Origin of the sequence: Streptomyces gilvosporeus (assembly GCF_002082195.1) — a bacterium.
Taxonomy (GTDB): domain Bacteria; phylum Actinomycetota; class Actinomycetes; order Streptomycetales; family Streptomycetaceae; genus Streptomyces; species Streptomyces gilvosporeus.
Genome location: NZ_CP020569.1, coordinates 3,658,886 through 3,684,587 on the forward strand (window position 1 = coordinate 3,658,886; position 25,702 = coordinate 3,684,587).

Consider the following 25,702-nt stretch of genomic DNA (forward strand, 5'->3'; position numbering starts at 1 on the left):
GTTCGATCAAGGGTAGACCAAGCGGGCCGTCCCCCTCTCCCGAGTGCCCGCCTCACCAGGAGGAATCCGATGAGTTCGGCCACTGCCGCGAAGGCGGCCCCCGCAAAGAAGCGGGGCTCGGGCCTGTTCCAGGGCCTTCAGAAGATCGGCCGCAGCCTCCAGCTGCCGATCGCCGTCCTGCCCGCCGCGGGCATCCTCAACCGTCTCGGCCAGCCCGATGTCTTCGGCGACAAGGGCCTGGGCTGGACGAACGTCAGCAAGGTCTTCATGGCGGCCGGCGGCGCGGTCTTCGACAACCTGCCGATGCTGTTCTGCATAGGTGTGGCCATCGGCTTCGCGAAGAAGGCCGACGGCTCGACGGCACTGGCCGCCCTGGTCGGATTCCTGGTCTACAGCAATGTCCTCAAGGCGTTCCCGGTCACCGAGGGCCACATCGAGAAGGGCAAGTGGGTCGAGCCGGTCGTCAACAACCCCGGCGTCCTCGGCGGCATCATCATGGGTCTGCTGGCCGCGACCCTGTGGCAGCGCTACCACCGCAAGAAGCTGGTGGACTGGCTGGGCTTCTTCAACGGCCGACGGCTCGTCCCGATCATCATGGCCTTCGTCGGCACCGCGGTCGGCGTGCTCTTCCTGCTGGTCTGGGAACCCATCGGCAACGCCGTCACCAGCTTCGGCGAGTGGATGACCGGCCTGGGTTCCGCCGGCGCCGGCCTGTTCGGCCTGATCAACCGCGCGCTGCTGCCGATCGGTATGCACCAGTTCGTCAACGTCGTCTCGTGGTTCCAGCTCGGTGACTTCACCGACGCGGCCGGCAAGGTCGCGCACGGCGACATCGGCCGCTTCTTCGCCGGCGACCCGAGCGCCGGGCAGTTCATGTCCGGCTTCTTCCCGATCATGATGTTCGGCCTGCCGGCCGCCGCCCTGGCCATCGCGCACACCGCCCGCCCCGAGCGCCGCAAGGCGGTCCTGGGCATGATGATCTCGCTGGCCCTGACCTCCTTCGTGTGCGGTATCACCGAGCCGATCGAGTTCTCGTTCATGTTCATCGCCCCGGTGCTGTACGCGATCCACGCGGTGCTGACCGCCGCCTCGATGGCGCTGACCTGGGCGCTGGGCGTCCACGACGGCTTCACGTTCTCCGCGGGCGCCATCGACTACGTCATGAACTGGAGCCTCGCCACCAAGCCCTGGATGATCATCCCGATCGGGCTGGCCTTCGCGGCGGTCTACTACGTGCTCTTCCGCTTCGCGATCACCAAGTTCAACCTCACCACCCCGGGCCGGGAGCCCGAGGAGGAGGTCGAGGACCTCACCAAGGCGTGAGCGACGCCCCATGCGGCAGGGCCCCGGAACCGGCAGTCGGTTCCGGGGCCCTGCCGCTGTCCGCGGTCCACCGTGCGGCGGCGGCCGCTCAGATCTCGTATGCCGCGCCCGCCGCGGCGACCTCGACCGGGCCGTCGTAGACCTTCTGCGCATCGCGGATGTTGATCTCCGGGTCGGTCCACGGCGGGATGTGGGTCAGCACCAGCCGGCCGGCGCCGGCCCGGCGGGCGTGTTCGCCGGCCTCGCGGCCGTTGAGGTGCAGATCGGGGATGTCCTCCTTGCCGTGCGTGAAGGACGCCTCGCACAGGAAGAGGTCGGTGCCCGCGGCGAGGGTGTCCAGCGCCTGGCAGGGACCGGTGTCGCCGGAGTACGTCAGCGACCGGCCGTCGTGCTCGATGCGGAAGCCGAACGCCTCGACGGGGTGGCGGACGCGTTCGGTGCGGATGGTGAACGGCCCGATGGTCTGTGTGCCGGGCGTGAGCGTACGGAAGTCGAAGACCTCGCTCATCGCCCCGTCATAGGGCAGATCGGCGTGCGCGACGGTCAGCCGGCGCTCGGTGCCGGCCGGGCCGTAGACCGGCAGCGGTGCGCAACGGCCGCCGTCGGGGCGGTAGTAGCGCACGACGAAATAGCCGCACAGGTCGATGCAGTGGTCCGCGTGCAGATGCGACAGGAGTATGGCGTCCAGGTCGTACAGACCGATGTGGCGCTGCATCTCGCCCAGGGCGCCGTTGCCCATGTCGATCAGCAGCCTGAAGCCGTCGGCCTCCAGGAGGTAGCTCGAACAGGCCGATTCCGTGGAGGGGAACGACCCCGAGCATCCGACGACGGTGAGCTTCATGCGGGCGTGAACCTCCGTGGGCGCGGGCGGCGGATAGGGGTCTCCCCTGCCCGTGGCGTCCCCCAGCGAGGTGGAGAGCTCGGGGGAACCGTGAAGGTCGGGGAAGGGTCCGGGCGGGGTGTCTCGGCGGGTCGTTGCCGGTCTGTGCCAGGTAGTGGACGGGCTGTGCGGTGCCCCCGAGCGTAAGGCGCAAAGGGTCGCGTGACGCCCAGGGCGGGGCGAGCTGTGGGCGGAATCACCAGTCCGGGTGGGCGCTTACGTCTGGGTTCCTCCGGTCTTCGAACCCCCGCGCGGCACCGAACGCCGCGGGCCCCCACCGCCGCGGCTCTCGGCCGTGGCGACGGGGGCCCGTAAGGACGTGGCTACGCCCAGAGCTGCCCGTGCAGCGTGGCGATGGCGGCCTCGGTGGACTCGGCGGTGTAGACGCCCGTCGAGAGGTACTTCCAGCCGCCGTCGGCGACGACGAAGGCGATGTCGGCGGGCTGCCCGGCCTTGACCGCCTTCCGGCCGACGCCGATCGCGGCGTGCAGGGCGGCGCCGGTGGAGATGCCCGCGAAGATGCCTTCCTCGGCGAGGAGTTCGCGGGTGCGGCGGACCGCGTCCTCGGAGCCGACCGAGAAGCGGGTGGTCAGGACGGACTCGTCGTAGAGCTCGGGGATGAAGCCCTCGTCGAGGTTGCGCAGGCCGTAGACGACGTCGTCGTAGCGGGGCTCGGCGGCGACGATCTGGACGCCGGGGACCTGCTCGCGCAGATAGCGGCCGACGCCCATCAGGGTGCCGGTGGTGCCCAGGCCGGCGACGAAGTGCGTGATGGAAGGCAGGTCGGCGAGGATCTCGGGGCCGGTGGTGGCGTAGTGCGCGCCGGCGTTGTCGGGGTTGCCGTACTGGTAGAGCATCACCCAGTCGGGGTGCTCGGCGGCCAGTTCCTTGGCGACGCGTACGGCGGTGTTGGAGCCGCCGGCCGCGGGCGAGGAGATGATCTCGGCGCCCCACATGGCCAGCAGTTCGCGGCGCTCGGCGGAGGTGTTCTCCGGCATGACGCACACCATGCGGTAGCCCTTGAGCTTGGCCGCCATGGCGAGCGAGATGCCGGTGTTGCCGCTGGTGGGCTCGAGGATGGTGCAGCCGGGGGTGAGCCGGCCGTCCTTCTCGGCCTGTTCGATCATGTGCAGCGCGGGCCGGTCCTTGACCGAGCCCGTGGGGTTGCGGTCCTCCAGCTTGGCCCAGATGCGGACCTCGTCGGAGGGGGAAAGGCGCGGCAGGCGGACGAGAGGGGTGTTCCCGACCGCCGCCAGCGGGGAGTCGTACCGCACCGTCAGACCATTCCGCCGGCCACGGCCGGGAGGATCGTGACGCTGTCGCCGTCGGCCAGCTTGGTGGAGATGCCCTCGAGGAAGCGCACGTCCTCGTCGTTGAGGTAGACGTTCACGAAGCGGCGCAGCTGCTCGCCGTCGACCAGGCGCTCGCGGATGCCGGTGTGCCGGGTCTCCAGGTCGGTGAAGAGGTCGGCCAGGGTGGCGCCGCTGCCCTCGACGGCCTTCTCGCCGTCGGTGTAGGTGCGCAGGATGGTGGGGATTCGGACCTCGATGGCCATGGGAGTGCTCCTGTGGGAGTGAGGCGGGGCGGGTGCGTCCCGTCGTACGGCGCTGGGGCCGGGCGGGGGCGTCGGGTGACGCGGAGGTGCGGTGCGGTGCGGAGCGCGCCGCGGGATCGGTGATTGGGGTCTCCCCTGCTCGAACGAAGCTGAGAGCTTGGGGAACCGGATCAGGCGGCGGCGCAGCGCGGACAGATGGCGCTGGAGAGGCGGCACAGATCGACGTGCAGGCGTGCGGCTCCGCAGCCGAACGCGCCCAGCAGGGCGGATGCGGAGCGACGCGTGGCGAGCGGAGCGAGCAGCAGCATGCCCGGCCTCTTCTCGCTCACGTCGTGGTCAACCATGCGGTCATCGTATCGATTCCCGGTCCGGGGATCGGAACCTCGTCCCAAGATGCGGACGGACGGTGTACACCAGGTGGGACGCGATCTTTTCGGCGCCCCTCGCGCGGTCAGGCGTATGCGGCCACGACCTCGACGTCTTCCTCAGTGACCACGCCGTCGACGATCCGGAAGGACCGGAACTGGAAGGGTCCGGCGTCATCGGTGTCGGCGGTGGATACCAGGACATAGTGGGCGCCGGGCTCGTTGGCGTACGAGATGTCCGTACGGGAGGGGTAGGCCTCGGTGGCGGTGTGGGAGTGGTAGATGATCACCGGCTCCTCGTCCCGGTCGTCCATTTCGCGGTAGAGCTTGAGCAGGTCGGAGGAGTCGAACTCGTAGAAGGTGGGCGAGCGGGCGGCGTTCAGCATCGGGATGAACCGCTCGGCCCGGCCGCTGCCGGCCGGTCCCGCGACCACGCCGCAGGCCTCGTCGGGGTGGTCCTGGCGGGCGTGCTCGACGATCTGGTCGTGGAGGGCCTTGGTGAGGGTCAGCATGGCGCCAAGGATAAGCAAGGGGCCCGTACGTACCGAAGGGTGGTACGTACGGGCCCACATGCTGGACGGACGGGGTGGCTCAGTCCCTTTTGTGGCGACTCGACCCCCTTTTCGGGGTGGCTCAGTCCTTCTCGGCCGGGGCCGCGGCCGACTCCCGGCGCTTGATGGCCAGGTAGCCGACGCCCAGGATGGCCGCCCACACCGGGGCCGCGTAGAGCGAGATCCGGGCGTCCGGGTCGAGGCCCATCATCACGATCACCATGCCGATGAAGGCCAGCGCGAAGACCGAGGTGTAGGGGCTGCCGGGCGCCTTGAACTCCGACTGCGGAAGTTCGCCGCGGTCGGCCTTGGCGCGGTAGCGCAGCTGGGAGAGGAGGATGACGATCCAGGCCCACATACCGGAGATGGTGGCGAAGGAGACGACGTAGTTGAACGCCTCGCCGGGCGCCACGTAGTTGATCCAGACGCCGAACAGCATCATGCCGACCGAGACGCCGGTGCCCCAGGTGGGCAGGCCGTTCTTGCTGAGCTTGGTGAAGAACTTCGGGCCCTGGCCGTTGAGCGCGAGGTCGCGCAGCATGCGGCCGGTGGAGTACATACCGGAGTTCGCCGAGGAGAGCGCGGCGGTCAGCACGACGAAGTTGACGATGCCGGCGCCGGCCGGCAGACCGATCTGCTGGAAGGCGGCGACGAAGGGGCTGACGCCGGGCTTGAAGACCGTCCAGCTGACGACGGACAGGATGATGATGAGCGCGCCGATGTAGAAGAGGCCGATCCGCCACGGCACGGTGTTGATCGCCTGGGGCAGGACCTTCTTCGGGTTGGTCGCCTCGCCCGCGGTGACGCCGACCAGTTCGACGGCGAGGAAGGCGAACATCACGATCTGGAGCGTCATCAGCGTGCCGCCGATGCCCTTGGGGAAGAAGCCGCCGTGGGACCAGAGATTGGCGAAGGACGCGGTGTCACCGGCGTTGGAGAAACCGAGCGTGATGACGCCGAGGCCGATGAGGATCATGCCGATGATCGCGGTGACCTTGACCATCGAGAACCAGAATTCCAGCTCACCGAAGATCTTGACGGAAATCAGGTTGATACCGAAGAGCGCGCAGGTGAAGACCAGTGCCGAGGCCCATTGCGGTATGCCCTTGTTCCAGTACTGGACGTAGGTGGCCGCGGCGGTCACTTCGGTAATGCCGGTGACGACCCAGAAGAGCCAGTAGGTCCAGCCGGTCACAAAGCCGACGAACGGGCCGAGGAATTCGCGTCCGTACTCGGAGAAGGAGCCGGAAACGGGCCGGTACATGAGCAGTTCGCCCAGGGCCCGCATGATGAAGAAGATGACCATGCCGACGAGGGCATAGGCCAGAATAATGCTCGGCCCGGCCATGGAGATGGCCTTGCCCGCGCCCAGGAACAGACCGGTACCAATGGCGCCGCCAATGGCGATCATCTGGATCTGGCGGTTTCCCAGACCCCGCTGGTAGCCCTCTTCGGAGGCGTCTCCAGCGGCCTCGTTGCCGTCGTGTTGCTTTTCGACCTGCACTGAGGTCATGAGTGGTGCGCCTTTCTCCATTCCGACCCGGCCTGTCCGGGTCGGGTCCCGACCCCCCGGATGGAGTTCCTGTACGCCGACGGTCGGCCGGCTCAGCGCTCCCGCGGCGACAGGGGTGGCGTCACGCGCGGCAGGTCGTGAACATTTATCACGGTGTTTACGAGATCAACTACTGGCGTCGTGAGCCGGGCCACAGGGAAAATAGGACAAAGGGTGAAAATGGCGGTGGAACACACCGGCGCGGTGACGCGATCGTTATCCGGATTTGAGCCTCCGCTGAGCGAACACCTTGAGCGGTTCGCCCCGATATCTCCCTGCGAAGACCCCGCGCAGACGGCGAGGGCCCGTCCGGTCTCCCGGACGGGCCCTCGGCGCGAGATCCTCAGGCCCCGCCGCTCACCCCGTCAGCGATTCGACGAGCGTCTCCTGGAGTCCGCCGAGCCACAGGTACGCCATCACCATCGGCTTGCGCGGGTCGGTGTCCGGCAGCCGCAGCAGCTCGCCGCCGTCCTCCTCGTCGGTGACCTCCAGGCGGGTGCCGATGGCAAGCCGCAGGTCGTTGAGGGCGCCGAGCCACTGGCGGCATTCGTCGGGCGTCAGGCGCAGCACCGCGCCCTGGTCGATGCCGGGGCTGAGCGAGTCCAGCGCACGGACCAGCGAGAGGGCGTCCTGGCGCTTGCGGGCGCGCAGATCGTTCTCGGTGTAGCGGCGGAATTCGGCGGACGCGGCGCGTACGTCGTCGTCCGGGACGAGGTCGGGGCCGCCGTAGGCGTCGGGGAAGAGGCGGGCCAGGACCGGGTCGGCGGGCGGTTCGCTGGGGCCGTCGTTGAAGAGGGCGGCGAGCGGGTCCTCGGCCTCGCCCCCCGCTTCCTCGTCACCCGGGCCGATCAGCTCCATGAGCTGGACGGCGAGGCTGCGCAGGATGGAGATCTCGACCTCGTCGAGGGCGACGGCGGCGCCCCCCTCGGGGAGGGGCTCGAAGTGGCCGGCCATCAGCGGTCCTGCTGAAGGGTGGCCCACAGGCCGTAGCCGTGCATGGCCTGCACGTCGCGCTCCATTTCCTCGCGGCTGCCGCTGGAGACGACCGCGCGGCCCTTGTGGTGGACGTCGAGCATCAGCTGATGGGCCTTGTCCTTGGAGTAACCGAAGTACGTCTGGAAGACGTAGGAGACATAGCTCATGAGGTTCACGGGGTCGTTGTGGACGATCGTCACCCATGGGACATCGGGTTCGGGGACCTCGAACGGTGCCTCGCTCGACTCGGGACGCTCGATCTCCACTGGAACACTCACACGCCCCATGCTGCCACCCGGGGGCGGGCGACGCACAAACGCCCCTCGCGCGGGTCGCGTCGGGGGGCCGGCAGTGCGTCCGACCGGAAATCGTCAAAGTGACGAGTATTGGAGGTAGCATCGCCGTTATGAACACAGCAGACCTGGGGCTGCCGGTGGCCGTGCCGTCGACTGCGCTCTTCACCGACCAGTACGAACTCACCATGCTGCAAGCCGCGTTGCGCGCCGGCACCGCGCACCGGCGCTCCGTCTTCGAGGTCTTCACCCGCCGGCTGCCCGAGGGCCGCCGCTACGGCGTGGTCGCCGGCACCGGGCGGGTGCTGGACGCGGTGGAGAACTTCCGGTTCGACGAGACCATCCTCGGCTTCCTGCGGACCCGCGGCATCCTGGACGAGCCGACGCTGGCCTGGCTGGCCGACTACCGCTTCCGCGGCGACATCTGGGGCTACCCGGAGGGCGAGGTCTACTTCCCCGGCTCGCCGATCATGCGGGTCGAGGGCACCTTCGCCGAGGCGGTCCTGCTGGAGACGGTGATCCTCTCGATCCTCAACCACGATTCGGCGGTGGCCGCGGCGGCCTCCCGGATGGCGGTGGCGGCCGGCGACCGGCCGCTGATGGAGATGGGCGCCCGGCGCACCCACGAACTGTCGGCGGTGGCCGCGGCCCGCGCCGCCTATGTCGGCGGCTTCCACACCACCTCCGACCTGGCGGCCGGCTTCCGCTACAACATCCCCACCGTGGGCACCAGCGCCCACGCCTTCACCCTGCTGCACGACACCGAGCGCGACGCCTTCACCGCCCAGGTCGACACCCTGGGCGGCGGCACCACGCTCCTGGTGGACACCTTCGACGTCACCGAGGCGGTGCGCACCGCCGTGGAGGTGGCCGGGCCGGACCTGGGCGCCGTCCGCATCGACTCCGGCGATCTGCTGCTGATAGCCCACCGGGTGCGTCAGCAGCTGGACGAGCTGGGCGCCGAGAAGACCAAGATCGTGGTGACCAGCGACCTGGACGAGTACGCCATCGCCTCGCTGGCCGCCGCCCCGGTGGATGCGTACGGCGTCGGCACCCAGCTGGTGACCGGCAGCGGGCATCCGACCTGCTCGATGGTCTACAAGCTGGTCGCCCGCGCCGACAGCGAGGCGCCCGGTGCGCCGCTGCGGCCGGTGGCGAAGAAGTCGATGGGCAGCAAGATCTCGATCGGCGGCCGCAAGTGGGCGGCGCGGCGGCCGGACGAGGACGGTGTGCCGGAGGCCGAGGTGGTGGGGACCGGGCCGGTGCCCGAGGAGCTGGCCGAGCGGCAGCTGCTGGTGCCGCTGGTGCGCGGCGGCGAGGTGGTGGCACGTGAGCCGCTGGATGCGGCGCGCAGCCGGCATATCGCGGCCCGCGCCTCGCTGCCGCTCTCGGCGACCCAGCTCTCGCGGGGCGAGCCGGTGCTGCCCACCGAGTACCTGTGAGGCCGTGACGCGGGGCGGCCGGTGCGGTCACGAGGGCCCACGCCGGCCCCTCGGACAGGCCCCGGCCGCACCCCTCCCGCAGTCGGCATCCAGTGGCTACCCTCGGTCACACCAGCACTCCGCGCCCCTCCCCCGTTCCCAGCCGGAAGGCACACACCATGCACCGGGCATTGATCGTCGTCGATGTGCAGAACGACTTCTGTGAGGGCGGCAGCCTCGCGGTGGCGGGGGGTGCGGAGGTCGCGGCGGCCATCACCGATCTGGTGGGCCAGGCGGCCGGCGGTTGCTACCGCCATGTCGTGGCCACCCGGGACCACCACATCGACCCCGGCGACCACTTCTCCACCGCCCCCGATTACGTGCACAGCTGGCCTGTGCACTGCGTGGCGGGCACCGAGGGCAGCAGCTTCCACCCGAATTTCGCCCCGGCGGTCGCCTCGGGCGCGGTGGACGCGGTCTTCGACAAGGGCGAGTACGCGGCGGCCTACAGCGGTTTCGAGGGCGCGGACGAGAACGGCGTCCCGCTGGCCGAGTGGCTGCGCGAGCGGGGGGTCACCGAGGTGGATGTGGTCGGTATCGCCACCGACCACTGCGTCCGCGCCACCGCGCTGGATGCGCTGCGCGCGGGGCTGCACACCCGTGTCCTGCTGGATCTGACCGCGGGCGTGGCGCCCGGGACCACCGAGCGGGCGCTGGAGGAGCTGCGGGCGGCGGGCGCGGAGCTGTCCGGCAAGCCGGTGCTGGCCGCCGGCTGAGCCGCCCCCGTGGGGGCGGCTCGCCGTCTTCGCGTCGTCACACCCCCGAGCTGCTGAAGGCTTCCGCCACCGTGTCGGGGAACGACACCGGCAGCGGGACCAGCCCCGGGTAGGTCTTGGCCGTATCGGGGACCGGGACCGTGTCGGAGACGGCCGCCGGTGGCCGCAGCAGGGCCCGTATGGGGCGCCAGGACTCGGTGTCGTCGCACGGGGCCTCGCGCCAGACGAGGCCGTCGGGGTGGTGGAGCACGGCCGTGATCTCGTCCGGGGTCGGCGGCTCGGAATTGCCGCGCAGGAAGACGGCCCGCAGGCCGTGGTTGCGCAGCCTGGTCAGGGCGCGCTGGCGGTTGGCGGCGTGGACCAGGACCCGGACCCGGCAGCCGCAGTCGTAGGGCCCCAGGCGGTCGCCGTGGGGTGGTCTGGGCAGTGAGAGGGCGACCACCACGCTTCCGCCAGGAAGCCTGATGTAGCCACCGCAGGTCATCGTCATATCTCCCCCGTGAGACTTCGCGTCAACAAGGAACTCGTAAGACGCATCTAACGCGAATCGGCCGCCGCCCGCTAGGGGCGACGACCGATACACCATCTGACCTGCGACTTTATCTTTTACTTACCCGAGGGGCCCACGCGCAGCACCACCCAGGAGCCGTCCTCGCCCTCCTTGGCGATCTTGATCCGGGTGTGGGTGTCAGGAACGATCACCCCGCCGGTCGGGTTGGCGCTGTCGTAGTAGACGCCGTTGTGATCGTCGAAGACCCGCACCCCGCGCTGGGACTTGATCGTCGTCTCCGCGCCGTCCCTGTGGAGGGTCAGGGCGTCGGTCCGGTAGCGGGTGAAGGTCGAGTCGTAGGACTGGAAGCGGTTGCGCATCAGCGTGCCGTCGGCCCACCGCTCCGCCTTGGGGTGCGCGTCGACGGGGAGGATCTGGCCGTGGCCGGGGTGCTTGCCGACGTTGTTGTCCGGCTGCGAGGTGTCCCAGAGCCAGATCAGCACGCCGTTCTGGTACGGGAAGTGCTCCACCCAGCCCGGCTTGGCGGTGGTCCAGCCGAAGTTGTACGGGCCGACCTTGAGGTTCTTGTCGTACGACACGTACTGGCGGTTCTCGGCGATGTAGTACTGCGGATAGTCCTTGGTGAAGGACGCGCCGATACGCGAGAAGCCCTTGCTGGTCCAGCCGTTGTCGCCGCCCTCGGCGTCGTCGTGGAACAGTTGCTTGCCGTCGGCGCTCACCGCGATCGCATCGGCGGCGAAGCCCTTGAGGGCGGAACCGCCGTCGGTCTGGTAGCGGAAGCGCAGGTCGATCTTCTTGCCCGCGTAGGCGTCCAGCGGGTAGACGAGGTCCTGGTAGGCGGCGACGGTGCCGGTCAGGGCGGGCTTGTCGTTGCCGTCGCGCGGGATGGCCTTGCCGTTCGCGGTGCCGTCCAGGGACGTCCAGTTGGCGCCGCCGTCGGTGGAGACCTCGGCGTAGAGGAAGTCGTAGTCCTTTTCGATGTCCCACCATCCCTTGAGGTTCAGGGACGCCGTTCTCCTGCCGGTGAGGTCGACGGAGCGGGTGAGGGTGTTCTTCAGGTCGTTGCCCATCCCGCTCCACCACTGCTTCGCGCCGTCGGCGGGCGGGACGATCTCGGTCGTCACCGTCTTGGCGGGCAGATCGACGACGAGCGCCTGCTTGTGCCGGGTCTGGCGCTCGGCGACGCCCAGGACATGCGTCGACCTGGTGGCGGCCTTGGCCTTGTCGTAGTCGAGCCAGCCCAGCTGGAGCTTGTCCCAGGCGCTCATGTCGCCGGGCATATCGCCGATGGTGTTCTTGCCGGTGCCCAGCCAGGAGCCGCCCGACATCAGCGACCAGAAGTCCACCGAGGACTCCCCGGTGCCGGTGGTGTCGTACTCGTCCGGCAGGCCCAGGTCGTGGCCGTACTCATGGGCGAAGACGCCGAGGCCGCCGTTCTCCGGCTGCATGGTGTAGTCGCCGACCCAGATGCCGGTGTCCCCGATCTGGGTGCCGCCCGCCTTGTTGCCCGCCGGGCCGGTCTTGCCAACGTCGGTGCCGTAGGCGTACCAGCGGTGCGCCCACAGGGCGTTGGTCTTCTGGACGCCGCCGCCCGCGGACTCGTCCTCGCCGGCGTGCACTATCTGGAAGTGGTCGATATAGCCGTCGGGCTCGTTGAAGTTGCCGTTGTGGTTGTAGTCGTTGCGGTCCCACTGGTCGTACTGCGCGAGATCGGCCTTGATCTGGGCGTCGGTGCGGCCCTTGGCCTTCTGGTCCTTGGCCCACTGGTTGACGGCGTCGCGGATCAGGTCCCAGGCGTTGGCACAGTTGGTCTGGCCGCAGTAGTTGGAGCCGTAGCGGGCCTCGTTCCAGTCGACGCGGACCCAGTCGGAGACCTCGCCGTCGACGGAGTAGCGGCCCGAGGACTGCTTCTCGTAGTACTTGGCCAGCGACTGCTTCTTCTTGGCGTGCGAGAAGTAGAGGTCCTGGTAGTGCTGCCGGTCGAAGTCCTTCTGCCAGGCCGTGCTGTTGTTCTTCGTACGGTCCGGCTCGGCTATCCGGTTGTGCGCCGGGCCGGGGTCGCCGCCGTACTTCTTGACCGGGGGCTTGGGGCCGTCGCCGTCCGGGTCGTACATCGTGGTGTCGTCGACCTTGTCCCCGAAGTCGACGAGGATGGTGAAGATCTTGTCGGTCTTCTTCCGGGCCGTTTCGACGTACTGGCCCCGGGCGAGCTGGACGACCTGCGAGCCGCCGCGCTCGGTCGGCCGCGCCCGGCCCGCGAGGACCCGTTGGAGCGCCTCCCGGCGGTGGGCCGCCTGCTTGTCGGTGAACGGGCCCTTGAGGTTGTGGTTCACGGCCCGCTCGGGGGCCGGGTCATGGCTGCTGGCCGCGGGCCGGGGCGCCTGGGTGTCGGCGGCGGCCACCCCCGGCGACAGAGCGGCCGCCCCGATCGCGGCGATCGCCGTGGCCAGGGCGGCCGGTCTCAACACCCCTGCTCTGCCTCGTCTTTCGCCTCGTCTTTCGCCTCTTCTTTGACGCTGGCCTCTCATTGACGCTGCCCTCCCGTACGAGCGGTCACTGGTCACTGTTCGACGGCATTCGACCGGAAGCGCGGCGAAAAAGACAGATCTTGACGTAGTGATTGTCGGCGAAGTACGTTATCCGGCCCGCGAGTTACGGCTATCGAACATTCCGCGCCCGTCTCCCGGCCCGGCCTTCGCCCTCGCGCACGGGCGCCGTCGCATATGCCTTCCGGACATGCGCCCCCTCCCCAACAGGCGCGATTCCTCTCCTCGCACGCCCCTTCCACGCTTCGGACGGCTCCGTGCGCCCCCTGTGCTCCGGAGCCGTGGGTTAGGTCACGCTTACCTGCCGTTCCCCACGGGCAGTGAGAACCGTAGGCTCGTGCGATGGCGCGCCTTTGACCTCACTCTCCGCCGACCCTCCGAGGACGGATTCCGCCATGCCTCGTCCGACCGCCACCCAGCTCGCCTACGGTTCGGCCACCGTCTTTCTCTCCACCCTCGCGATGCTGCTGCTCTCGCAGACGCAGACCGGGATCGGGGTCGCGGTCATCGCCCTGGCGGGGCTCGGCCTCGGACTGCTGGTGGCGATGACGGTCCCGATGCCGGGCGCCGCCCGGGCGGCCCGCCGCGCCGCCGTACGCACCGCCGCCGCGCCCGCTCCGCTGCGGGCGGTGCCGGCGCCCGTCGAGGCCCGGACCGCCGAACGCACGGGCTGACCCGGAGCCTTCCGGGGAATCGGAGTCTCAGGCCGTCGAGACCACCACGGTCTTGGCGGCCTTGTCGTGCAGACACTGCTGATACGGCTTGTCCCAGGTGCACCACAGGACGTTGACCAGCCAGAAGATGAAGCCGCAGCACGGCACGACCTCCGGCAGCGTATAGACCGCGGCCCGGATCCAGCCCGCCTGCCCGGCCGGCACCGCACCGTTGGCGAGCATCGCGACCCGGATCTTCATCGCCATCTTGCCGACCGTCTGACCGCGGCTGGTGAGCATCAGCCCCTCGTAGATCAGATACACCAGCATCGTCACGCCCGAGACGGTGGCCTGTTTGCTGGTCTCGATGCGGCTGGTGCTGGTGTAGTCCGCCCAGCCGACGATCACGTTCATGATCACCCCGACCGGTACGCCGATGATGATCGCGTCGATGATCCGCGCGACCAGCCGGCGGCCCCGGTTGGCCAGCGGCGGCATCCCCGCCAGCGGATCGGCCGCGCCGTACTCGCCCCCGTAGGGGTTGTCGGCGTAGGGCGTCTGGGAATACGGGGTCTGGCCCGCTCCGCCCTGGGGACCGCCGCCGGAGGCGCCCCCGCCGGCCGGCGGTTCCTGCGGCTCCGGGGGCTGCTTCCGGAACGGATCGTTCTCCGGCGGTTCATCGGGGCCGGGGCCCGGAGGCTGATCGCTGCTCATGGGCCGAGTCGAACGCCTCGCGTGGGCCGCCGCATCCGGCGACGTCCAATCGGGGGGCATATCGGCCTCGGACGGGCCACAGGGGCGCGTCCGTTCGCCGGACACGCCCCCGCGTTCACCGCAGATGAGGGGCCGTCAGTCCGCCGACTCCGTCGCGTCGGCGGCCACGAACGTCCGCGCCAGCTTGTCGTGCCAGCACTGCCGCCAGGGCTTGTCGAACACACACCACACGGCGTTGACGACGCCGACGGCCACCAGCCCCAGCACGCTGTAGCACAGCCAGCGCTTGATGATCGCGGCGACGCCGGGGGTGTCATGGGACTCGATGTCCAGCACCCGCACCCCGCAGACCTTCTTGCCCAGGGTGCGGCCCCACTTGAGGGTCGGCAGGACCTCGTACAGACCGCCGCCCACGAGCAGGACGGCGAGGATGACGGCGAAGATCGGGATGGTGGTGCCGTCGAGCAGATACACCGTCACCTCACGGCCGGACTGCCTGGCGGCCTCCACCTTGGCGTCGATGTGGTCGGTGACGGAGCCCCACAGGGGGACGGCGACCGCGGCGGTGAGCGCGCCCACCACGGCGGAGTCGATCAGCCGGGCCCCGAGACGGCGGCCGAGCTCGGCCGGGCGGCCCTCCGCCGCCTGCGCGGCCGCGAAGAAGACATCGGCGGCCGGGGGCTTCCAGGGGATGACGCCGTCGGCACCGGGCGCGTTGCCGCCCTGCGGCGGGAAGCCGGGCTGCGGGGCGGCGGGCTGCGGACCGCCCTGGGGACCGGCCTGCGGGGGCAGGCCCTGGCCGGGGACGCCCTGCGGACCGGGCGGCTGCGCGGCCGGGGCACCCTGCTGCGGGGCCCCCTGCTGCGGCACGCCCGGCGTCCGGCCGCCGACGGACGGCAGGTCCTGCGGGGCGGCGTTCGAGGGCGCGGCGGACGGGCCGCCGGCGCCGCGCGGCGGCAGCCGGAACGCCATGGTCTCGTTGCCCTTGGCCGGGGCGCCCGCCTCACCGGCGCCGCCCTGGTCCGGCCGCACCGCGCGGAAGGCGGTGGTGCCCTGGTCGGCGGGGGCCGCGCGGCCGGGCTTGACCGCACGGATCGCGGTGGTGCCCTGATCGGCGGACCCGCGGCCCGGCTTGACGGCGCGGATGGCGACCGTCCCGTCGGCGGGGGCCTCGGGGTTTCGGGGCGCGGGGGTGGCGGAGGAGGCCGTACCGGGCACGTCCGCGGCGCCCTCGGGCTGCTGCTCGCCGGGGGCCGCGCCCCAGGCGGCCGCGCCGGACGGCGCGCCGGAGTCGGGCGAGCCCCAGGAGACCCCGCCGCCGAAGCCGTTCTGGCGAGAGGCGTCGGCCTGCCAGGCGGAGGCCGGTTCGGGGCTGGTGCCGTGCAGCCGCGCCGGGTCGTCCCAGCTCGCGGCGGCCTGCCCGCCCGCGACCTCGCCGCCCTGGCGTACGGCCGGTGCGGAGGCGCCGCCGGGGTCCTCGTCGAGGAAGACCGGGCCGGTCTCCTCCACGGCGGGGGTCGGCGCCGGCGCCGGAACCGCGCCGGGCGGCGGCGCGGGCATCGCCTCGCCCTCGGCGGGGGCGGGCCGGCTGGTGCCCGGCACCCATGCGGCACCGTTCCAGTACCGGATGTAGCCGGGGATGGACGGGTCCGGGTAGAAGCCTGGCGTGGGGCTGCCGCCGGCGGATCCTGAGGTAGGGGCGCTCATGTCCGAAGTCCCGTATCTGTACTCGGCCTGGTGGGTGTGGGGTGCAGTCTGCCGCAACGCGGCGTCCACATCTATCAGACCCCGGGTGACATCTGTGCGGATGCCCGCCACGACCACCTGGAAGAGGCCCGCGAAAAAAGTTGTGCGAAGTCGTGTAAGGGTCCGGCGGGTGACGCCTCTCTACCCGTGCGGCCCCGTTCCGGGTGTCCGCACAAGATCGGAGAAAGGCGGACACGATGCATGACGAGCGGCACACCGTGGTGGAACGAGAACTCGAACTGGGCCTGGTCCTGTCGCCGGAGCGCAGCATTCCGGTGCCGGCCCGGCTGACGTACCGGACCGACGACCCCTATGCCGTCCATGTCACCTTCCACATCGGTTCGGACTCCCCCGTCCACTGGACGTTCGCCCGCGAACTGCTCGTCGAGGGCGTGTTCCGGCCGTGCGGCGAGGGGGACGTACGGGTGTGGCCGACGAAGGCGGACGGTCGCAGCCTGGTGTGTATGGCGCTGACCTCGCCGGACGGCGACGCGCTGGTGGAGGCGTCGGCCGCGGCGGTCTCGGCGTGGTTGGAGCGCACGCTGCGGGTGGTGCCGCCCGGTACGGAGAAGGACCGGCTCAGGCTCGACAAAGGACTGAGCGATCTGCTGGCGATGGCGCACGGCGAGGGGACGGGCCCGGACGGGACGTGGGGTGCGCAGGAGTTTCCCGAGGCGGGGGCGTAGCGGGTGGCGGGGTCAGCCGCGGTAGCTCTCCAGCAGCCGCAGCCATACCTCGCTGATCGTCGGATAGGCCGGGACCGCGTGCCAGAGCCGCTCGATCGGGATCTCGCCCACGACCGCGACCGTCGCGGAGTGCAGGAGTTCGCCGACGCCGGGGCCGACGAAGGTGACGCCGAGCAGCACCTCGCGGTCCAGGTCGACGACCATGCGGGCGCGGCCGCGGTAGCCGTCGGTGTACAGGGCGGCGCCGGCGACCGCGCCGATGTCCTGGTCGATGACGCGGACGCGGTGGCCGGCGCGTTCGGCAGCGGCGGCGGTCAGGCCGACCGAGGCGGCTTCGGGGTCGCTGAAGACGACCTGGGGGACGGCGGCGGTGTCGGCGGTGGCGGCGTGGGCGCCCCAGGGGCCGTGGTCCAGGATCGGGACGTTCCGGGCGCGGGCGGCGATGGCGGCGCCCGCGATACGGGCCTGGTATTTGCCCTGGTGGGTGAGGAGGGCGCGGTGGTTGACGTCACCGACGCCGTAGAGCCAGCCGCCGGGGACGTCCGTCACCAGACAGCTGTCGTCGACCCGGAGCCAGGAGCCCGGTGCGAGGCCGACGGTCTCCAGGCCGAGGTCGTCGGTGCGCGGGGCGCGGCCGGTGGCGATCAGCAGTTCGTCGGCGACGATCTCGTCGCCCGAGCCGGTGGCGCCCTCGGGTGCGCCGGATGCGGTGGATTCCAGGACGACGGTCACCGGGCCGTCGGGCGCCTCGCGGCGGACCTCGGTCACCTCGACCCCGGTGCGCAGGAACACGCCTGCCTCGGCGAGCGATTCGGCGACCAGATGTCCGGCGAACGGCTCCATCCGGGGCAGTAGTCCGTCGCCGCGTACGAGGAGGGTCACCGAGGCGCCCAGGGCGCGCCAGGCGGTGGCCATTTCCACGCCGACGACACCGCCGCCGACGACCACCAGCCGGCCCGGCACGGTCTTCGCGCTGGTCGCGTCCCGGCTGGTCCAGGGCCTGGCGTCGGCCAGCCCGGGGATGCCGGGGAGGACCGGGCGGCTGCCGGTGCACACCGCGACCGCATGCCGTGCCCGGAGCACCCGGTCGCCGACGGCGACCTGGCGCGGGCCGGCCAGCCGGGCGTGTCCGCGGACGAGTTCGATACCGGCCGTCTCCAGCCAGCGCACCTGGCCGTCGTCCTTCCAGTACGAGGCGAAGGCGTCGCGGTGGCCGAGGACGGCGGGGGCGTCGAGCGGGCCGGCCGCCGCATCGGCCAGGCCCGGCACCCGGCGGGCCTCGGAGCGGGCGGTGACCGGGCGCAGCAGGGCCTTGCTGGGCATGCAGGCCCAGTAGGAGCATTCGCCGCCGACCAGTTCGCTCTCCATGATCGCTACGCTCAGTCCGGCGGCATGGGCCCGGTCGGCGACGTTCTCGCCGGTGGGACCGGCGCCCAGCACCAGGACGTCGTGGGTGGCTTCGGTGGCTGCCATCGGCTCGTCGCTCTCCCTGCGGGGGCGGGATGGCCCGGCGGACCCTTTCCCCCATCCTCGGCCCGGGCGGCCGTCAGCGCATCCGGCGGTCGATCGCTTCCTTGGCCTCGACCAGCCCGGCGCCGGTCAGCTCGCGGTACGCCTTGATCGCGTGGATCTTCTTGTCCTGGGCCAGCAGCTCGTCGATCTCCTTGAAGGCGAGGTCGGCGGACGGGTCTTCGATGCCGAGGTGCTCCAGCAGCAGGTCCACCTTGCGCTCCAGCGTCCGCAGCTTGCGTTCGGCGACCTTGGCGCGGCGGTCGGTGTTCGAGACCAGGGTGCCAATGGACAGCACGACGAGGACTATCCCGGGAATCAGAGTTTCCATGCGGGAAAGTCTACCGTCAGAGTTTCCCGGCAGGAAAGTCGCGGGACCCGCACCGGACAGGGCCCCGGCGACCAACAGAGCGGCTCAGAACAGTTTTCCCGGGTTGAGGATGCCCAGCGGGTCGAAGACGTCCTTGATGCCGCGCTGCAACTCCAGGCCCACCGGCCCCAGTTCGCGGGCGAGCCAGTCCTTCTTCAGGACGCCCACGCCGTGTTCGCCGGTGATGGTGCCGCCGAGGGAGAGCCCCAGGGCCATGATCTCGTCGAAGGATTCGCGGGCGCGGCGCTCCTCGTCGGCGTCGGCCGGGTCGAAGCAGACCAGGGGGTGGGTGTTGCCGTCGCCCGCGTGGGCGCAGACGCCGATGGTCAGGCCGTACTTCTCGGCGATGGCGGTGGTGCCCTCCAGCATGTCGGCGAGCCGGGAGCGGGGGACGCAGACGTCGTCGATCAGCATGGCGGGCTTGATCCGTTCCAGCGCGGTGAAGGTCATCCGGCGGGCCTGGAGCAGCAGGTCGGACTCGGCGGCGTTCTCGGCGGGGACGACCTGGGTGGCGCCGGCCTCCTCGCACAGGGCGCCGACGGCGGCGAGGTCGGCGGACGGGTCGGGGGTGTCGAAAGCGGCGAGCAGGAGGACTTCGGTGGTCTCGGGCAGGCCCATCTGCGCCATGTCGTTGACGGCGCGGATGCTGGTGCGGTCCATCAGCTCCAGCAGCGAGGGGACGTGCCCGCGGGCCATGATCTCGGAGACGGCCCGGCCGGCCGCGGCCACGGAGTCGAACTCGGCGACGAGGGCGAGCTGTTGGGGCGGGCTGGGCTTCAGTGCCAGGGTGGCGCGGACGACGATGCCCAGGCTGCCCTCGGAGCCCACGAAGAGGCGCGTCAGGTCGTAGCCCGCCACGCCCTTGGCGGTGCGGCGGCCGGTCGTCAGCAGGCGGCCGTCGGCGAGGACGACGTCCAGCCCGAGGACGTACTCCGCGGTGACGCCGTATTTGACGCAGCACAGACCGCCGGCGGCGGTGCCGATGTTGCCGCCGATGGTGCACATCTCCCAACTGGAGGGATCCGGCGGGTAGGAGAGGCCGTGGGCGGCGACGGCACGGGAGAGGACGGCGTTGATGACGCCGGGTTCGACGACGGCGAGCCGGTCGACGGGGTTGATCTCCAGGATGCGGTCCATCTTGACCAGGGACAGCACGATGCAGCCGTCGGCGGCGTTGGCGGCGCCCGACACCCCCGTACGGGCCCCCTGCGGGACGACGGGCACCCGCAGGGCACTCGCCGTGCGCATCACATGCTGGACCTGTTCGACGGTGCGCGGCAGGACGACCGCGGCGGGCGCGCCCGCCGCGCAGAAGTTGGCCATGTCGCGGGCATAGGAGCCGGTGACCTCGGGATCGGTCAGGACGGCTTCTTCGGGGAGCCCGGCGCGCAGCTGTGCGAGGAGATCCATGACCTCAGCCTCGCACCCGCGGGCCGTACGCGGAAGATCGCGTACGGCCCACTGAGCGGCCAGCGCGCAGCGCTGTCTTCTGGGGGCGGAGGTCGGGTGACGGGCGGGCGCGCAGCGCTGCCTTCTGGGGGCGGAGGTCGGGTGACGGGCGGGCCCCTACAGGTTTCCGCGGCGCTCCTGCTCCCGCTCGATCGCCTCGAAGAGGGCCTTGAAGTTGCCCTTGCCGAAGCCCATGGAGCCGTGCCGCTCGATCATCTCGAAGAACACGGTGGGGCGGTCCTGGACCGGCTTGGTGAAGATCTGGAGCAGATAGCCGTCCTCGTCGCGGTCGACGAGGATCTTCAGCTCGCGCAGCGTCTCGACGGGCACCCTGGTCTCGCCGGCCCAGTCGCCGAGGGTGTCGTAGTAGGTGTCGGGGGTGTCGAGGAACTCCACACCGGACGCCCGCATGGCCCGTACGGTGGCGACGATGTCGTTGGTGGCCAGGGCGATGTGCTGGACGCCGGGGCCGCCGTAGAACTCCAGGTACTCGTCGATCTGGGACTTCTTCTTGGCGATGGCGGGCTCGTTGAGCGGGAACTTGACCTTGCGGGTGCCGTCGGCGACGACCTTGGACATCAGGGCGGAGTATTCGGTGGCGATGTCGTCGCCGACGAACTCCTTCATATTGGTGAAGCCCATGACGTTGTTGTAGAAGGCGACCCACTCGTCCATCTTGCCGAGTTCGACGTTGCCGACGCAGTGGTCGATGGCCTGGAAGCGGCGCGGGCCGGGTTCGACGATGGGGCCGGCGGCCACGAATCCGGGCAGGTAGGGGCCGTCGTAGCCGGTGCGTTCGACCAGGGTGTGGCGGGTCTGGCCGTAGGTGGCGATGACGGCGCGGACGACCGTGCCGTGCTCGTCCTTGGTCTCGTAGGGCTCGGTCAGGCCGGTGGCGCCGTGTTCGAGGGCGTAGGCGTAGGCGGCGCGCGCGTCGGGGACCTCGATGGCCAGGTCGACGACGCCGTCACCGTGGGCGGCGACATGGTCGGCGAGGAAGCGGCCCCAGTCGGTGGTGGGCTTGATGACCGAGGTGAAGACGAATCGGGCGCCGCCGGATTCCAGGACGTAACTGGCGGTCTCGCGGCTGCCGTTCTCCGGTCCGCTGTAGGCGACGCGCTTCATGCCGAAGGCGGTGGAGTAGTAGTGGGCGGCCTGCTTGGCGTTGCCGACGGCGAAGACGACCGCGTCCATCCCCTTGACCGGGAAGGGGTCGGCCTGCCGGGCCGTGGCGGGGGTGGTGGGCTGGGTGTGCATCGTGGTGTCTGCCATGGCGGCAGAGTCCCTCCCATCCACAAGGTGCGCAATAGTTTCCGCATGTAATGGGCATTATGTAGAGCGATACCGCGGGTAGGCCGGTCTATCTGTACATGGTGACCAAGGAAAGAGGAGGCGGGAGCGATGGCGATCGATCATTTGGACGGGGCGCTGCTGGAACTGCTGGCCAAGGAGCCGCGAATCGGGGTGCTGGAGGCGTCGCGGCGGCTGGGGGTGGCGCGCGGGACGGTGCAGGCGCGGCTGGACCGGCTTCAGTCGAACGGAGTCATCAGGGGTTTTGGCCCGGAGGTGGACCCGGCGGCGCTGGGCTATCCGGTGACCGCGTTCGCCACGTTGGAGATCAAACAGGGCCAAGGAAGCGATATCCGCGCCCACTTGGCGACCGTTCCCGAGGTACTGGAACTGCATACAACGACGGGACATGGGGACATGCTCTGCAGGCTGGTTGCGCGTTCCAACGCGGATCTGCAGCGTGTGATCGACCTGGTTGTCGGCTTTGATGGCATCGTGCGGGCTTCGACGGCGATTGTCATGGAAAATCCGGTTCCGCTGCGCATCATCCCCCTGGTGAAGCAGGCATCGGGGGACTGACCGAGGGGAGCGCCGAGTGAGCTTCTGGGAGTACGTCGGCACCCGGCACACCCAGCTGCTGACGGATACGTATCAACACGCCAGCGTGGTCTTCCAGTGCATGGTGCTGGCCACCGTGCTGGGCATGCTGATCGGGGTGGCCACCTACCGCAGCGAATGGGCCGGCTCGCTCGCCACCACCTCGACCGCCACCATCCTGACCATTCCCTCGCTGGCCCTGATCGGTCTGCTCATCCCGATCGTCGGCCTCGGCGTCCCCCCGACGGTCATCGCCCTGACGCTCTACGGGCTGCTGCCGGTGGTCCGCAACGCCATCGTCGGGCTGCGCGGGGTGGACCCGGCGCTGGTGGACGCGGCCAAGGGCATCGGGATGTCGCGTGCCGCCCGGCTGATCCGGGTCGAACTCCCGCTGGCCTGGCCGCCGATCCTCACCGGTATCCGGGTCGCCACCCAGATGCTGATGGGCATCGCCGCGATCGCCGCCTTCGCCTCCGGCCCGGGCCTGGGCAACGAGATCTTCCGCGGGATCGCCTCGCTGGGCAGCGCCAACTCGCTCAACCAGGTGCTCGCCGGCACCGTCGGGATCGTCATCCTCGCCCTGCTCTTCGACGCCGCGTACGTCCTGATCGGACGTCTGACCATCTCCAGGGGGATCCGTGCCTGAGCCGTCCGGGACCAGCACCACCACACCACCGGCCGGGACGACCGGCGCCCGTATCCATCTGGAGAACCTGACGAAGACCTATCCGGGGAGCCGGGCCCCCGCGGTGGACAACGTCAACATGGAGATCAAGGCCGGCGAGATCGTGATCTTCGTCGGGCCGTCCGGATGCGGGAAGTCCACCACCCTGAAGATGATCAACCGGCTGATCGAGCCGACGTCCGGACGGATCCGCATCGGCGACGAGGACGTCACCGACATGGACCCGGTCAGACTGCGGCGCAAGGTCGGCTACGCCATCCAGGCTTCCGGGCTGTTCCCTCATATGACCGTCGCGCAGAACATCGCCCTCGTACCGAAGATGATCGGCTGGTCCAGGGCCAGGATCGCCGCCCGGGTCGAGGAGATGCTCGATCTGGTGGGCCTGGACCCGCGCGAGTTCCACGGCCGCTATCCGCGTCAGCTCTCCGGCGGCCAGCAGCAGCGCGTCGGCGTCGCCCGTGCGCTGGCCGCCGATCCGCCCGTGCTGCTGATGGACGAGCCGTTCGGCGCGGTCGACCCGATCACCCGCGACCACCTCCAGGACGAGCTGATCCGCCTCCAGCACGAGCTGCACAAGACCATCTGCTTCGTCACCCACGACTTCGACGAGGCCATCAAGCTCGGCGACCGCATCGCCGTACTGCGCGAGCGCTCGCACATCGCCCAGTTCGACACCCCCGAGGCCATCCTCACCAACCCGGCGGACGACTTCGTCTCCGGTTTCGTCGGCGCGGGCGCGGCGCTCAAGCGGCTCAATCTCAGCCGCGTACGGGATGTGGGCGTGGTCGACTTCCCGACAGCCGGTATCGACGACCCCCTCCAGGACATCTTCGACCTGCTGCGCAACGGCTCCACCAACGAACTGCTGCTCCTGGACCGCAACCGCCGCCCGTACAAATGGCTGCGCCGCGGCGACCTCGCCCGCGCCAAGCAGTCGCTGGCGCGGGCCGGCACGCCGGTGACCGACACGGTCACCCGGGACGCCACGCTGCGCGATGCGCTGGAGGCGGTGCTCACCGACAACGCGGGGCGGGTCGCGGTCACCGGGCGGCGCGGGGAGTACACCGGCGTGGTCGACATGGAGACGCTGATGAACACCGTCCATGAACTGCTGGAGGCCGACCGGCTGGAGGCCCTGGAGCATCAGCACCAGCTCCAGGAACAGCGGCACCGCGAGACCCTGCTGGCGCAGGAGGGGCTGGACACCGGCGAGGGCGGGGCCGGGGGCGCGGTATGAACCCGCGCGGCAGCGGCGACGGCGCGGGACCGGGCGGAGGGCGGGCGCCGGACGGCCACGGGGTGGAGGGCCTGGCCCATCTGGACGACACCGACATGGCGGAGCGGGAGACGGCCACCGGGGAGGCGCCGCTGCGCGCCCCGGCCGCCGGTGTCCGCCGGATCAGCTGGCAGAAGTGGACCTTCATGCCGGCCTTCCTGGTGGCCGCGCTGCTCGCCACCTGGCTGTGGTTCCGCGGCGCCCGGCTGGACTCCATCGCCCACCAGGCCGTCGACAACGGCAAGGTGTGGCTGGCGCTGCGCCAGCACATCCAGCTCACCGCCGTCTCCACCTTCTTCGTCCTGATCATCGCGATCCCGCTGGGCATCGCGCTGACCCGGGCGAAGCTGCGCAGGGCGACCCCCGTCGCCATGGCCGTCGCCAACCTCGGCCAGGCCGTGCCCGCCCTGGGTCTGCTGGTGCTGCTGGTCATCTGGCTGGGCATCGGGGCGCGTTCGGCCATCGTCGGCATGGTCATCTACGCGGTGCTGCCGGTGCTGGCCAACACCATCGCCGGGCTGCGCGGTATCGACCCGACGCTGACGGAGGCGGCCCGCGGTATCGGCATGTCCCCGATGGGCGTGCTGCGCAAGGTGGAACTGCCGCTGGCCGTCCCCCTGATCCTGGCGGGCGTGCGCACCGCGCTCGTCCTGAACGTCGGCACCGCGACGCTGGCGACCTTCGGCGGCGGTGGCGGCCTGGGCGATCTGATCTCGGCGGGCATCATCACCCAGCGGATGCCCGTCCTGATCCTGGGCTCGGTGCTCACCGTGGCGCTGGCGCTGCTCGTCGAATGGCTGGCCTCGCTGGCCGAACTGCTGCTGCGGCCGCGCGGACTGGAGGGGACGAACTGATGGCGCCGAGCCGAACGACCCGCCGCCGCCCGCCCGGTGGGCGCGCCCGCCGCCGGCTACCGCTGGGCGGTGCCCCCAGCCGACGCCCCCGTACCGCCGCCGTCGCGCTCGCCGGACTGCTGCTCGCCGCGGCCGCCGTGAGCGGCTGCGGGCTGGTCAGCGGCAGCCCGATGAGCGACAACGTCAAGCCCGGCACGGTCGGCCGGGGCCTGCCGCTCAAGGGCGCCACGCTCACCGTGACGTCCAAGGAGTTCACCGAGAACATCATCCTCGGCCAGATCATGGGCCTGGTCTTCAAGGCGGCCGGCGCCACCGTCATCGACAAGACCAACATCCAGGGCACCATCGGCGCCCGCGAGGCGGTGCGCACCGGCACCGCGGACGGGATGTACGAGTACACCGGCACCGGCTGGATCACCCACCTCGGCCACACCAAGCCGATCCCCGACATCCACCGGCAGTGGGTGGCGGTGCGCGACGCGGACCGCAAGAACGGCATCGTCTGGCTGCCGCAGTCCCGCCTCAACAACACCTATGCGCTGGCCCTGAACGCCGCCAACCTCAAGAAGTACCCGGTCAAGAACCTTTCGGACGTCGCCGCACTGCTCAGGAAGAACCCCGGCGCGGTCACGCTGTGCGTGGAGAACGAGTTCGCCACCCGCAACGACGGCCTGCCCGGCATGGCCAGGGCCTACGGCATGACCATCCCCTCCAGCCACATCCGCAAGATGACCGGCGGCGTCGTCTACACCGAGGCCGCGCAGGGCACGTCGTGCACCTTCGGCGAGGTCTTCACCACCGACGGCCGGATCGGGGTGATGGGCCTGAAGGTCCTCGCCGACGACAAGCACTTCTTCCCGAACTACAACGCCGCGCCCGAGATGAACGCCGCGACGATGAAGAAGTACCCGCAGATCGCCGCCCTGTTGGCACCGGTCACCAAGGCCCTGAACAACACCGTCGCCCAGGAACTCAACCGCAAGGTGGACGTGGAGGGCCAGGACCCGCACGAGGTCGCGAAGGCGTGGCTGGTCAGGGAGGGGTTCATCAAGGAGGGCGGCGGATAGCGCGAAAAGGGTTCGGGATGCCCCCAAGATCACGTATGGTTCATGCTGCCCAAAACGA

25 protein-coding genes and 1 pseudogene are annotated in these 25,702 nt (G+C 70.4%); 10 read left to right on the forward strand and 16 right to left on the reverse strand.

Going from position 1 to position 25,702, the window contains the following annotated elements; translation table 11 throughout:
- Nucleotides 1-69: 69 nt before the first annotated feature.
- Complete coding sequence (locus tag B1H19_RS16135) at nt 70-1,323, forward strand: PTS transporter subunit EIIC (RefSeq protein WP_083105399.1); 1,254 nt, start codon at nt 70-72, stop codon at nt 1,321-1,323.
- An 88-nt stretch (nt 1,324-1,411) separates the two neighbouring features.
- On the opposite strand, the gene B1H19_RS16140 is transcribed toward B1H19_RS16135, so the two are convergent.
- The 8 genes from B1H19_RS16140 to clpS all read right to left on the reverse strand — a co-directional run bounded on the left by B1H19_RS16140 (nt 1,412) and on the right by clpS (nt 7,488).
- Nucleotides 1,412-2,164, reverse strand: a complete 753-nt coding sequence (locus tag B1H19_RS16140) for an MBL fold metallo-hydrolase (protein ID WP_083105400.1) — start codon at nt 2,162-2,164, stop codon at nt 1,412-1,414.
- Between the two features lie 362 nt (nt 2,165-2,526).
- Entirely contained in the window at nt 2,527-3,477 is a 951-nt protein-coding gene (locus tag B1H19_RS16145; protein WP_083105401.1) for a PLP-dependent cysteine synthase family protein, read from the reverse strand.
- Nucleotides 3,478-3,479: 2 nt separating this feature from the next.
- Nucleotides 3,480-3,758: a MoaD/ThiS family protein gene (locus B1H19_RS16150; protein WP_083105402.1), complete on the reverse strand. Its 279-nt coding sequence runs from the start codon at nt 3,756-3,758 to the stop codon at nt 3,480-3,482.
- A gap of 170 nt (nt 3,759-3,928) precedes the next feature.
- Nucleotides 3,929-4,102 (reverse strand): putative leader peptide, encoded by a 174-nt coding sequence (locus B1H19_RS39280; RefSeq protein WP_107426016.1) that lies wholly within the window; start codon nt 4,100-4,102, stop codon nt 3,929-3,931.
- Between the two features lie 107 nt (nt 4,103-4,209).
- A complete protein-coding gene (locus B1H19_RS16160; protein WP_083105403.1) occupies nt 4,210-4,635 on the reverse strand; it encodes a M67 family metallopeptidase in 426 nt (141 codons plus the stop codon).
- Between the two features lie 121 nt (nt 4,636-4,756).
- A complete protein-coding gene (locus tag B1H19_RS16165; protein ID WP_083105404.1) occupies nt 4,757-6,187 on the reverse strand; it encodes an amino acid permease in 1,431 nt (476 codons plus the stop codon).
- 396 nt (nt 6,188-6,583) lie between these two features.
- Nucleotides 6,584-7,180: a DUF2017 domain-containing protein gene (locus B1H19_RS16170; protein WP_083105405.1), complete on the reverse strand. Its 597-nt coding sequence runs from the start codon at nt 7,178-7,180 to the stop codon at nt 6,584-6,586.
- On the reverse strand, nt 7,180-7,488 hold the full coding sequence (clpS, locus tag B1H19_RS16175) for an ATP-dependent Clp protease adapter ClpS (RefSeq protein WP_030072305.1): 309 nt from the start codon (nt 7,486-7,488) through the stop codon (nt 7,180-7,182). The genes B1H19_RS16170 and clpS overlap by 1 nt, the downstream gene beginning before the upstream one ends.
- Before the next feature lie 119 nt (nt 7,489-7,607).
- On the opposite strand from clpS, the gene B1H19_RS16180 reads away from it, so the two are divergent.
- Both B1H19_RS16180 and B1H19_RS16185 read left to right on the forward strand, forming a co-directional pair.
- Entirely contained in the window at nt 7,608-8,936 is a 1,329-nt protein-coding gene (locus B1H19_RS16180) for a nicotinate phosphoribosyltransferase (RefSeq protein ID WP_083105406.1), read from the forward strand.
- A 158-nt stretch (nt 8,937-9,094) separates the two neighbouring features.
- Entirely contained in the window at nt 9,095-9,691 is a 597-nt protein-coding gene (locus B1H19_RS16185; protein ID WP_083105407.1) for an isochorismatase family protein, read from the forward strand.
- Between the two features lie 148 nt (nt 9,692-9,839).
- Here the strand turns inward: B1H19_RS16185 and B1H19_RS16190 are convergent.
- Both B1H19_RS16190 and B1H19_RS16195 read right to left on the reverse strand, forming a co-directional pair.
- A pseudogene (locus tag B1H19_RS16190) lies at nt 9,840-10,175 on the reverse strand (hypothetical protein); the annotation flags it as partial.
- Between the two features lie 122 nt (nt 10,176-10,297).
- Entirely contained in the window at nt 10,298-12,730 is a 2,433-nt protein-coding gene (locus tag B1H19_RS16195) for an immune inhibitor A domain-containing protein (protein ID WP_083105408.1), read from the reverse strand.
- Nucleotides 12,731-13,143: 413 nt separating this feature from the next.
- Here B1H19_RS16195 and B1H19_RS16200 point away from each other — a divergent pair, with 413 nt between their 5' ends.
- On the forward strand, nt 13,144-13,422 hold the full coding sequence (locus tag B1H19_RS16200) for a hypothetical protein (protein WP_083105409.1): 279 nt from the start codon (nt 13,144-13,146) through the stop codon (nt 13,420-13,422).
- Nucleotides 13,423-13,449: 27 nt separating this feature from the next.
- Here B1H19_RS16200 and B1H19_RS16205 read toward each other — a convergent pair whose 3' ends face one another.
- Together B1H19_RS16205 and B1H19_RS16210 are read right to left on the reverse strand one after the other, a co-directional pair.
- Entirely contained in the window at nt 13,450-14,115 is a 666-nt protein-coding gene (locus B1H19_RS16205; protein WP_083105410.1) for an RDD family protein, read from the reverse strand.
- A gap of 135 nt (nt 14,116-14,250) precedes the next feature.
- Nucleotides 14,251-15,822 carry an RDD family protein gene (locus B1H19_RS16210; protein ID WP_083105411.1) on the reverse strand — a complete coding sequence of 524 codons (1,572 nt, stop codon included), beginning with the start codon at nt 15,820-15,822 and terminating at the stop codon, nt 14,251-14,253.
- A 236-nt stretch (nt 15,823-16,058) separates the two neighbouring features.
- Here B1H19_RS16210 and B1H19_RS16215 point away from each other — a divergent pair, with 236 nt between their 5' ends.
- On the forward strand, nt 16,059-16,547 hold the full coding sequence (locus B1H19_RS16215; RefSeq protein WP_083105412.1) for an SsgA family sporulation/cell division regulator: 489 nt from the start codon (nt 16,059-16,061) through the stop codon (nt 16,545-16,547).
- Between the two features lie 12 nt (nt 16,548-16,559).
- On the opposite strand, the gene B1H19_RS16220 is transcribed toward B1H19_RS16215, so the two are convergent.
- The 4 genes from B1H19_RS16220 to hppD form a co-directional block, all read right to left on the reverse strand.
- Entirely contained in the window at nt 16,560-18,020 is a 1,461-nt protein-coding gene (locus tag B1H19_RS16220; RefSeq protein ID WP_083105413.1) for a dihydrolipoyl dehydrogenase family protein, read from the reverse strand.
- A 73-nt stretch (nt 18,021-18,093) separates the two neighbouring features.
- On the reverse strand, nt 18,094-18,387 hold the full coding sequence (locus B1H19_RS16225; RefSeq protein WP_083105414.1) for a ribosomal protein L7/L12: 294 nt from the start codon (nt 18,385-18,387) through the stop codon (nt 18,094-18,096).
- Between the two features lie 84 nt (nt 18,388-18,471).
- A complete protein-coding gene (locus B1H19_RS16230; RefSeq protein ID WP_083105415.1) occupies nt 18,472-19,836 on the reverse strand; it encodes an FAD-binding oxidoreductase in 1,365 nt (454 codons plus the stop codon).
- A 156-nt stretch (nt 19,837-19,992) separates the two neighbouring features.
- On the reverse strand, nt 19,993-21,147 hold the full coding sequence (hppD, locus tag B1H19_RS16235) for a 4-hydroxyphenylpyruvate dioxygenase (protein ID WP_083105416.1): 1,155 nt from the start codon (nt 21,145-21,147) through the stop codon (nt 19,993-19,995).
- A gap of 129 nt (nt 21,148-21,276) precedes the next feature.
- Between hppD and B1H19_RS16240 the strand changes: the two genes are divergently transcribed.
- From B1H19_RS16240 to B1H19_RS16260, 5 genes are read left to right on the forward strand one after another with little or no spacing between them, the layout of a single operon-like run.
- Complete coding sequence (locus B1H19_RS16240; protein WP_030069270.1) at nt 21,277-21,744, forward strand: Lrp/AsnC family transcriptional regulator; 468 nt, start codon at nt 21,277-21,279, stop codon at nt 21,742-21,744.
- A 16-nt stretch (nt 21,745-21,760) separates the two neighbouring features.
- Nucleotides 21,761-22,408, forward strand: coding sequence for an ABC transporter permease (locus B1H19_RS16245; RefSeq protein WP_083105417.1), 648 nt, complete (start codon nt 21,761-21,763; stop codon nt 22,406-22,408).
- Nucleotides 22,401-23,684 (forward strand): betaine/proline/choline family ABC transporter ATP-binding protein, encoded by a 1,284-nt coding sequence (locus tag B1H19_RS16250; RefSeq protein ID WP_083105418.1) that lies wholly within the window; start codon nt 22,401-22,403, stop codon nt 23,682-23,684. The genes B1H19_RS16245 and B1H19_RS16250 overlap by 8 nt, the downstream gene beginning before the upstream one ends.
- Entirely contained in the window at nt 23,681-24,577 is an 897-nt protein-coding gene (locus B1H19_RS16255) for an ABC transporter permease (RefSeq protein WP_107426018.1), read from the forward strand. The genes B1H19_RS16250 and B1H19_RS16255 overlap by 4 nt, the downstream gene beginning before the upstream one ends.
- Nucleotides 24,577-25,644 (forward strand): glycine betaine ABC transporter substrate-binding protein, encoded by a 1,068-nt coding sequence (locus B1H19_RS16260; protein ID WP_083105419.1) that lies wholly within the window; start codon nt 24,577-24,579, stop codon nt 25,642-25,644. Before B1H19_RS16255 ends, B1H19_RS16260 begins: the two co-directional genes overlap by 1 nt.
- Nucleotides 25,645-25,702: the final 58 nt, after the last annotated feature.

Bases quoted from the DNA above. Each gene is read 5' to 3' on its own strand.
- B1H19_RS16135 (WP_083105399.1), top strand. From the start codon at position 70: ATGAGTTCGGCCACTGCCGCGAAGGCGGCCCCCGCAAAGAAGCGGGGC.
- B1H19_RS16140 (WP_083105400.1), bottom strand. From the start codon at position 2,164: ATGAAGCTCACCGTCGTCGGATGCTCGGGGTCGTTCCCCTCCACGGAA.
- B1H19_RS16150 (WP_083105402.1), bottom strand. From the start codon at position 3,758: ATGGCCATCGAGGTCCGAATCCCCACCATCCTGCGCACCTACACCGAC.
- B1H19_RS39280 (WP_107426016.1), bottom strand. From the start codon at position 4,102: ATGGTTGACCACGACGTGAGCGAGAAGAGGCCGGGCATGCTGCTGCTC.
- B1H19_RS16160 (WP_083105403.1), bottom strand. From the start codon at position 4,635: ATGCTGACCCTCACCAAGGCCCTCCACGACCAGATCGTCGAGCACGCC.
- B1H19_RS16165 (WP_083105404.1), bottom strand. From the start codon at position 6,187: ATGACCTCAGTGCAGGTCGAAAAGCAACACGACGGCAACGAGGCCGCT.
- B1H19_RS16170 (WP_083105405.1), bottom strand. From the start codon at position 7,180: ATGGCCGGCCACTTCGAGCCCCTCCCCGAGGGGGGCGCCGCCGTCGCC.
- clpS (WP_030072305.1), bottom strand. From the start codon at position 7,488: ATGGGGCGTGTGAGTGTTCCAGTGGAGATCGAGCGTCCCGAGTCGAGC.
- B1H19_RS16180 (WP_083105406.1), top strand. From the start codon at position 7,608: ATGAACACAGCAGACCTGGGGCTGCCGGTGGCCGTGCCGTCGACTGCG.
- B1H19_RS16185 (WP_083105407.1), top strand. From the start codon at position 9,095: ATGCACCGGGCATTGATCGTCGTCGATGTGCAGAACGACTTCTGTGAG.
- B1H19_RS16195 (WP_083105408.1), bottom strand. From the start codon at position 12,730: ATGAGAGGCCAGCGTCAAAGAAGAGGCGAAAGACGAGGCGAAAGACGA.
- B1H19_RS16200 (WP_083105409.1), top strand. From the start codon at position 13,144: ATGCCTCGTCCGACCGCCACCCAGCTCGCCTACGGTTCGGCCACCGTC.
- B1H19_RS16205 (WP_083105410.1), bottom strand. From the start codon at position 14,115: ATGAGCAGCGATCAGCCTCCGGGCCCCGGCCCCGATGAACCGCCGGAG.
- B1H19_RS16210 (WP_083105411.1), bottom strand. From the start codon at position 15,822: ATGAGCGCCCCTACCTCAGGATCCGCCGGCGGCAGCCCCACGCCAGGC.
- B1H19_RS16215 (WP_083105412.1), top strand. From the start codon at position 16,059: ATGCATGACGAGCGGCACACCGTGGTGGAACGAGAACTCGAACTGGGC.
- B1H19_RS16220 (WP_083105413.1), bottom strand. From the start codon at position 18,020: ATGGCAGCCACCGAAGCCACCCACGACGTCCTGGTGCTGGGCGCCGGT.
- B1H19_RS16225 (WP_083105414.1), bottom strand. From the start codon at position 18,387: ATGGAAACTCTGATTCCCGGGATAGTCCTCGTCGTGCTGTCCATTGGC.
- B1H19_RS16230 (WP_083105415.1), bottom strand. From the start codon at position 19,836: ATGGATCTCCTCGCACAGCTGCGCGCCGGGCTCCCCGAAGAAGCCGTC.
- hppD (WP_083105416.1), bottom strand. From the start codon at position 21,147: ATGGCAGACACCACGATGCACACCCAGCCCACCACCCCCGCCACGGCC.
- B1H19_RS16240 (WP_030069270.1), top strand. From the start codon at position 21,277: ATGGCGATCGATCATTTGGACGGGGCGCTGCTGGAACTGCTGGCCAAG.
- B1H19_RS16255 (WP_107426018.1), top strand. From the start codon at position 23,681: ATGAACCCGCGCGGCAGCGGCGACGGCGCGGGACCGGGCGGAGGGCGG.
- B1H19_RS16260 (WP_083105419.1), top strand. From the start codon at position 24,577: ATGGCGCCGAGCCGAACGACCCGCCGCCGCCCGCCCGGTGGGCGCGCC.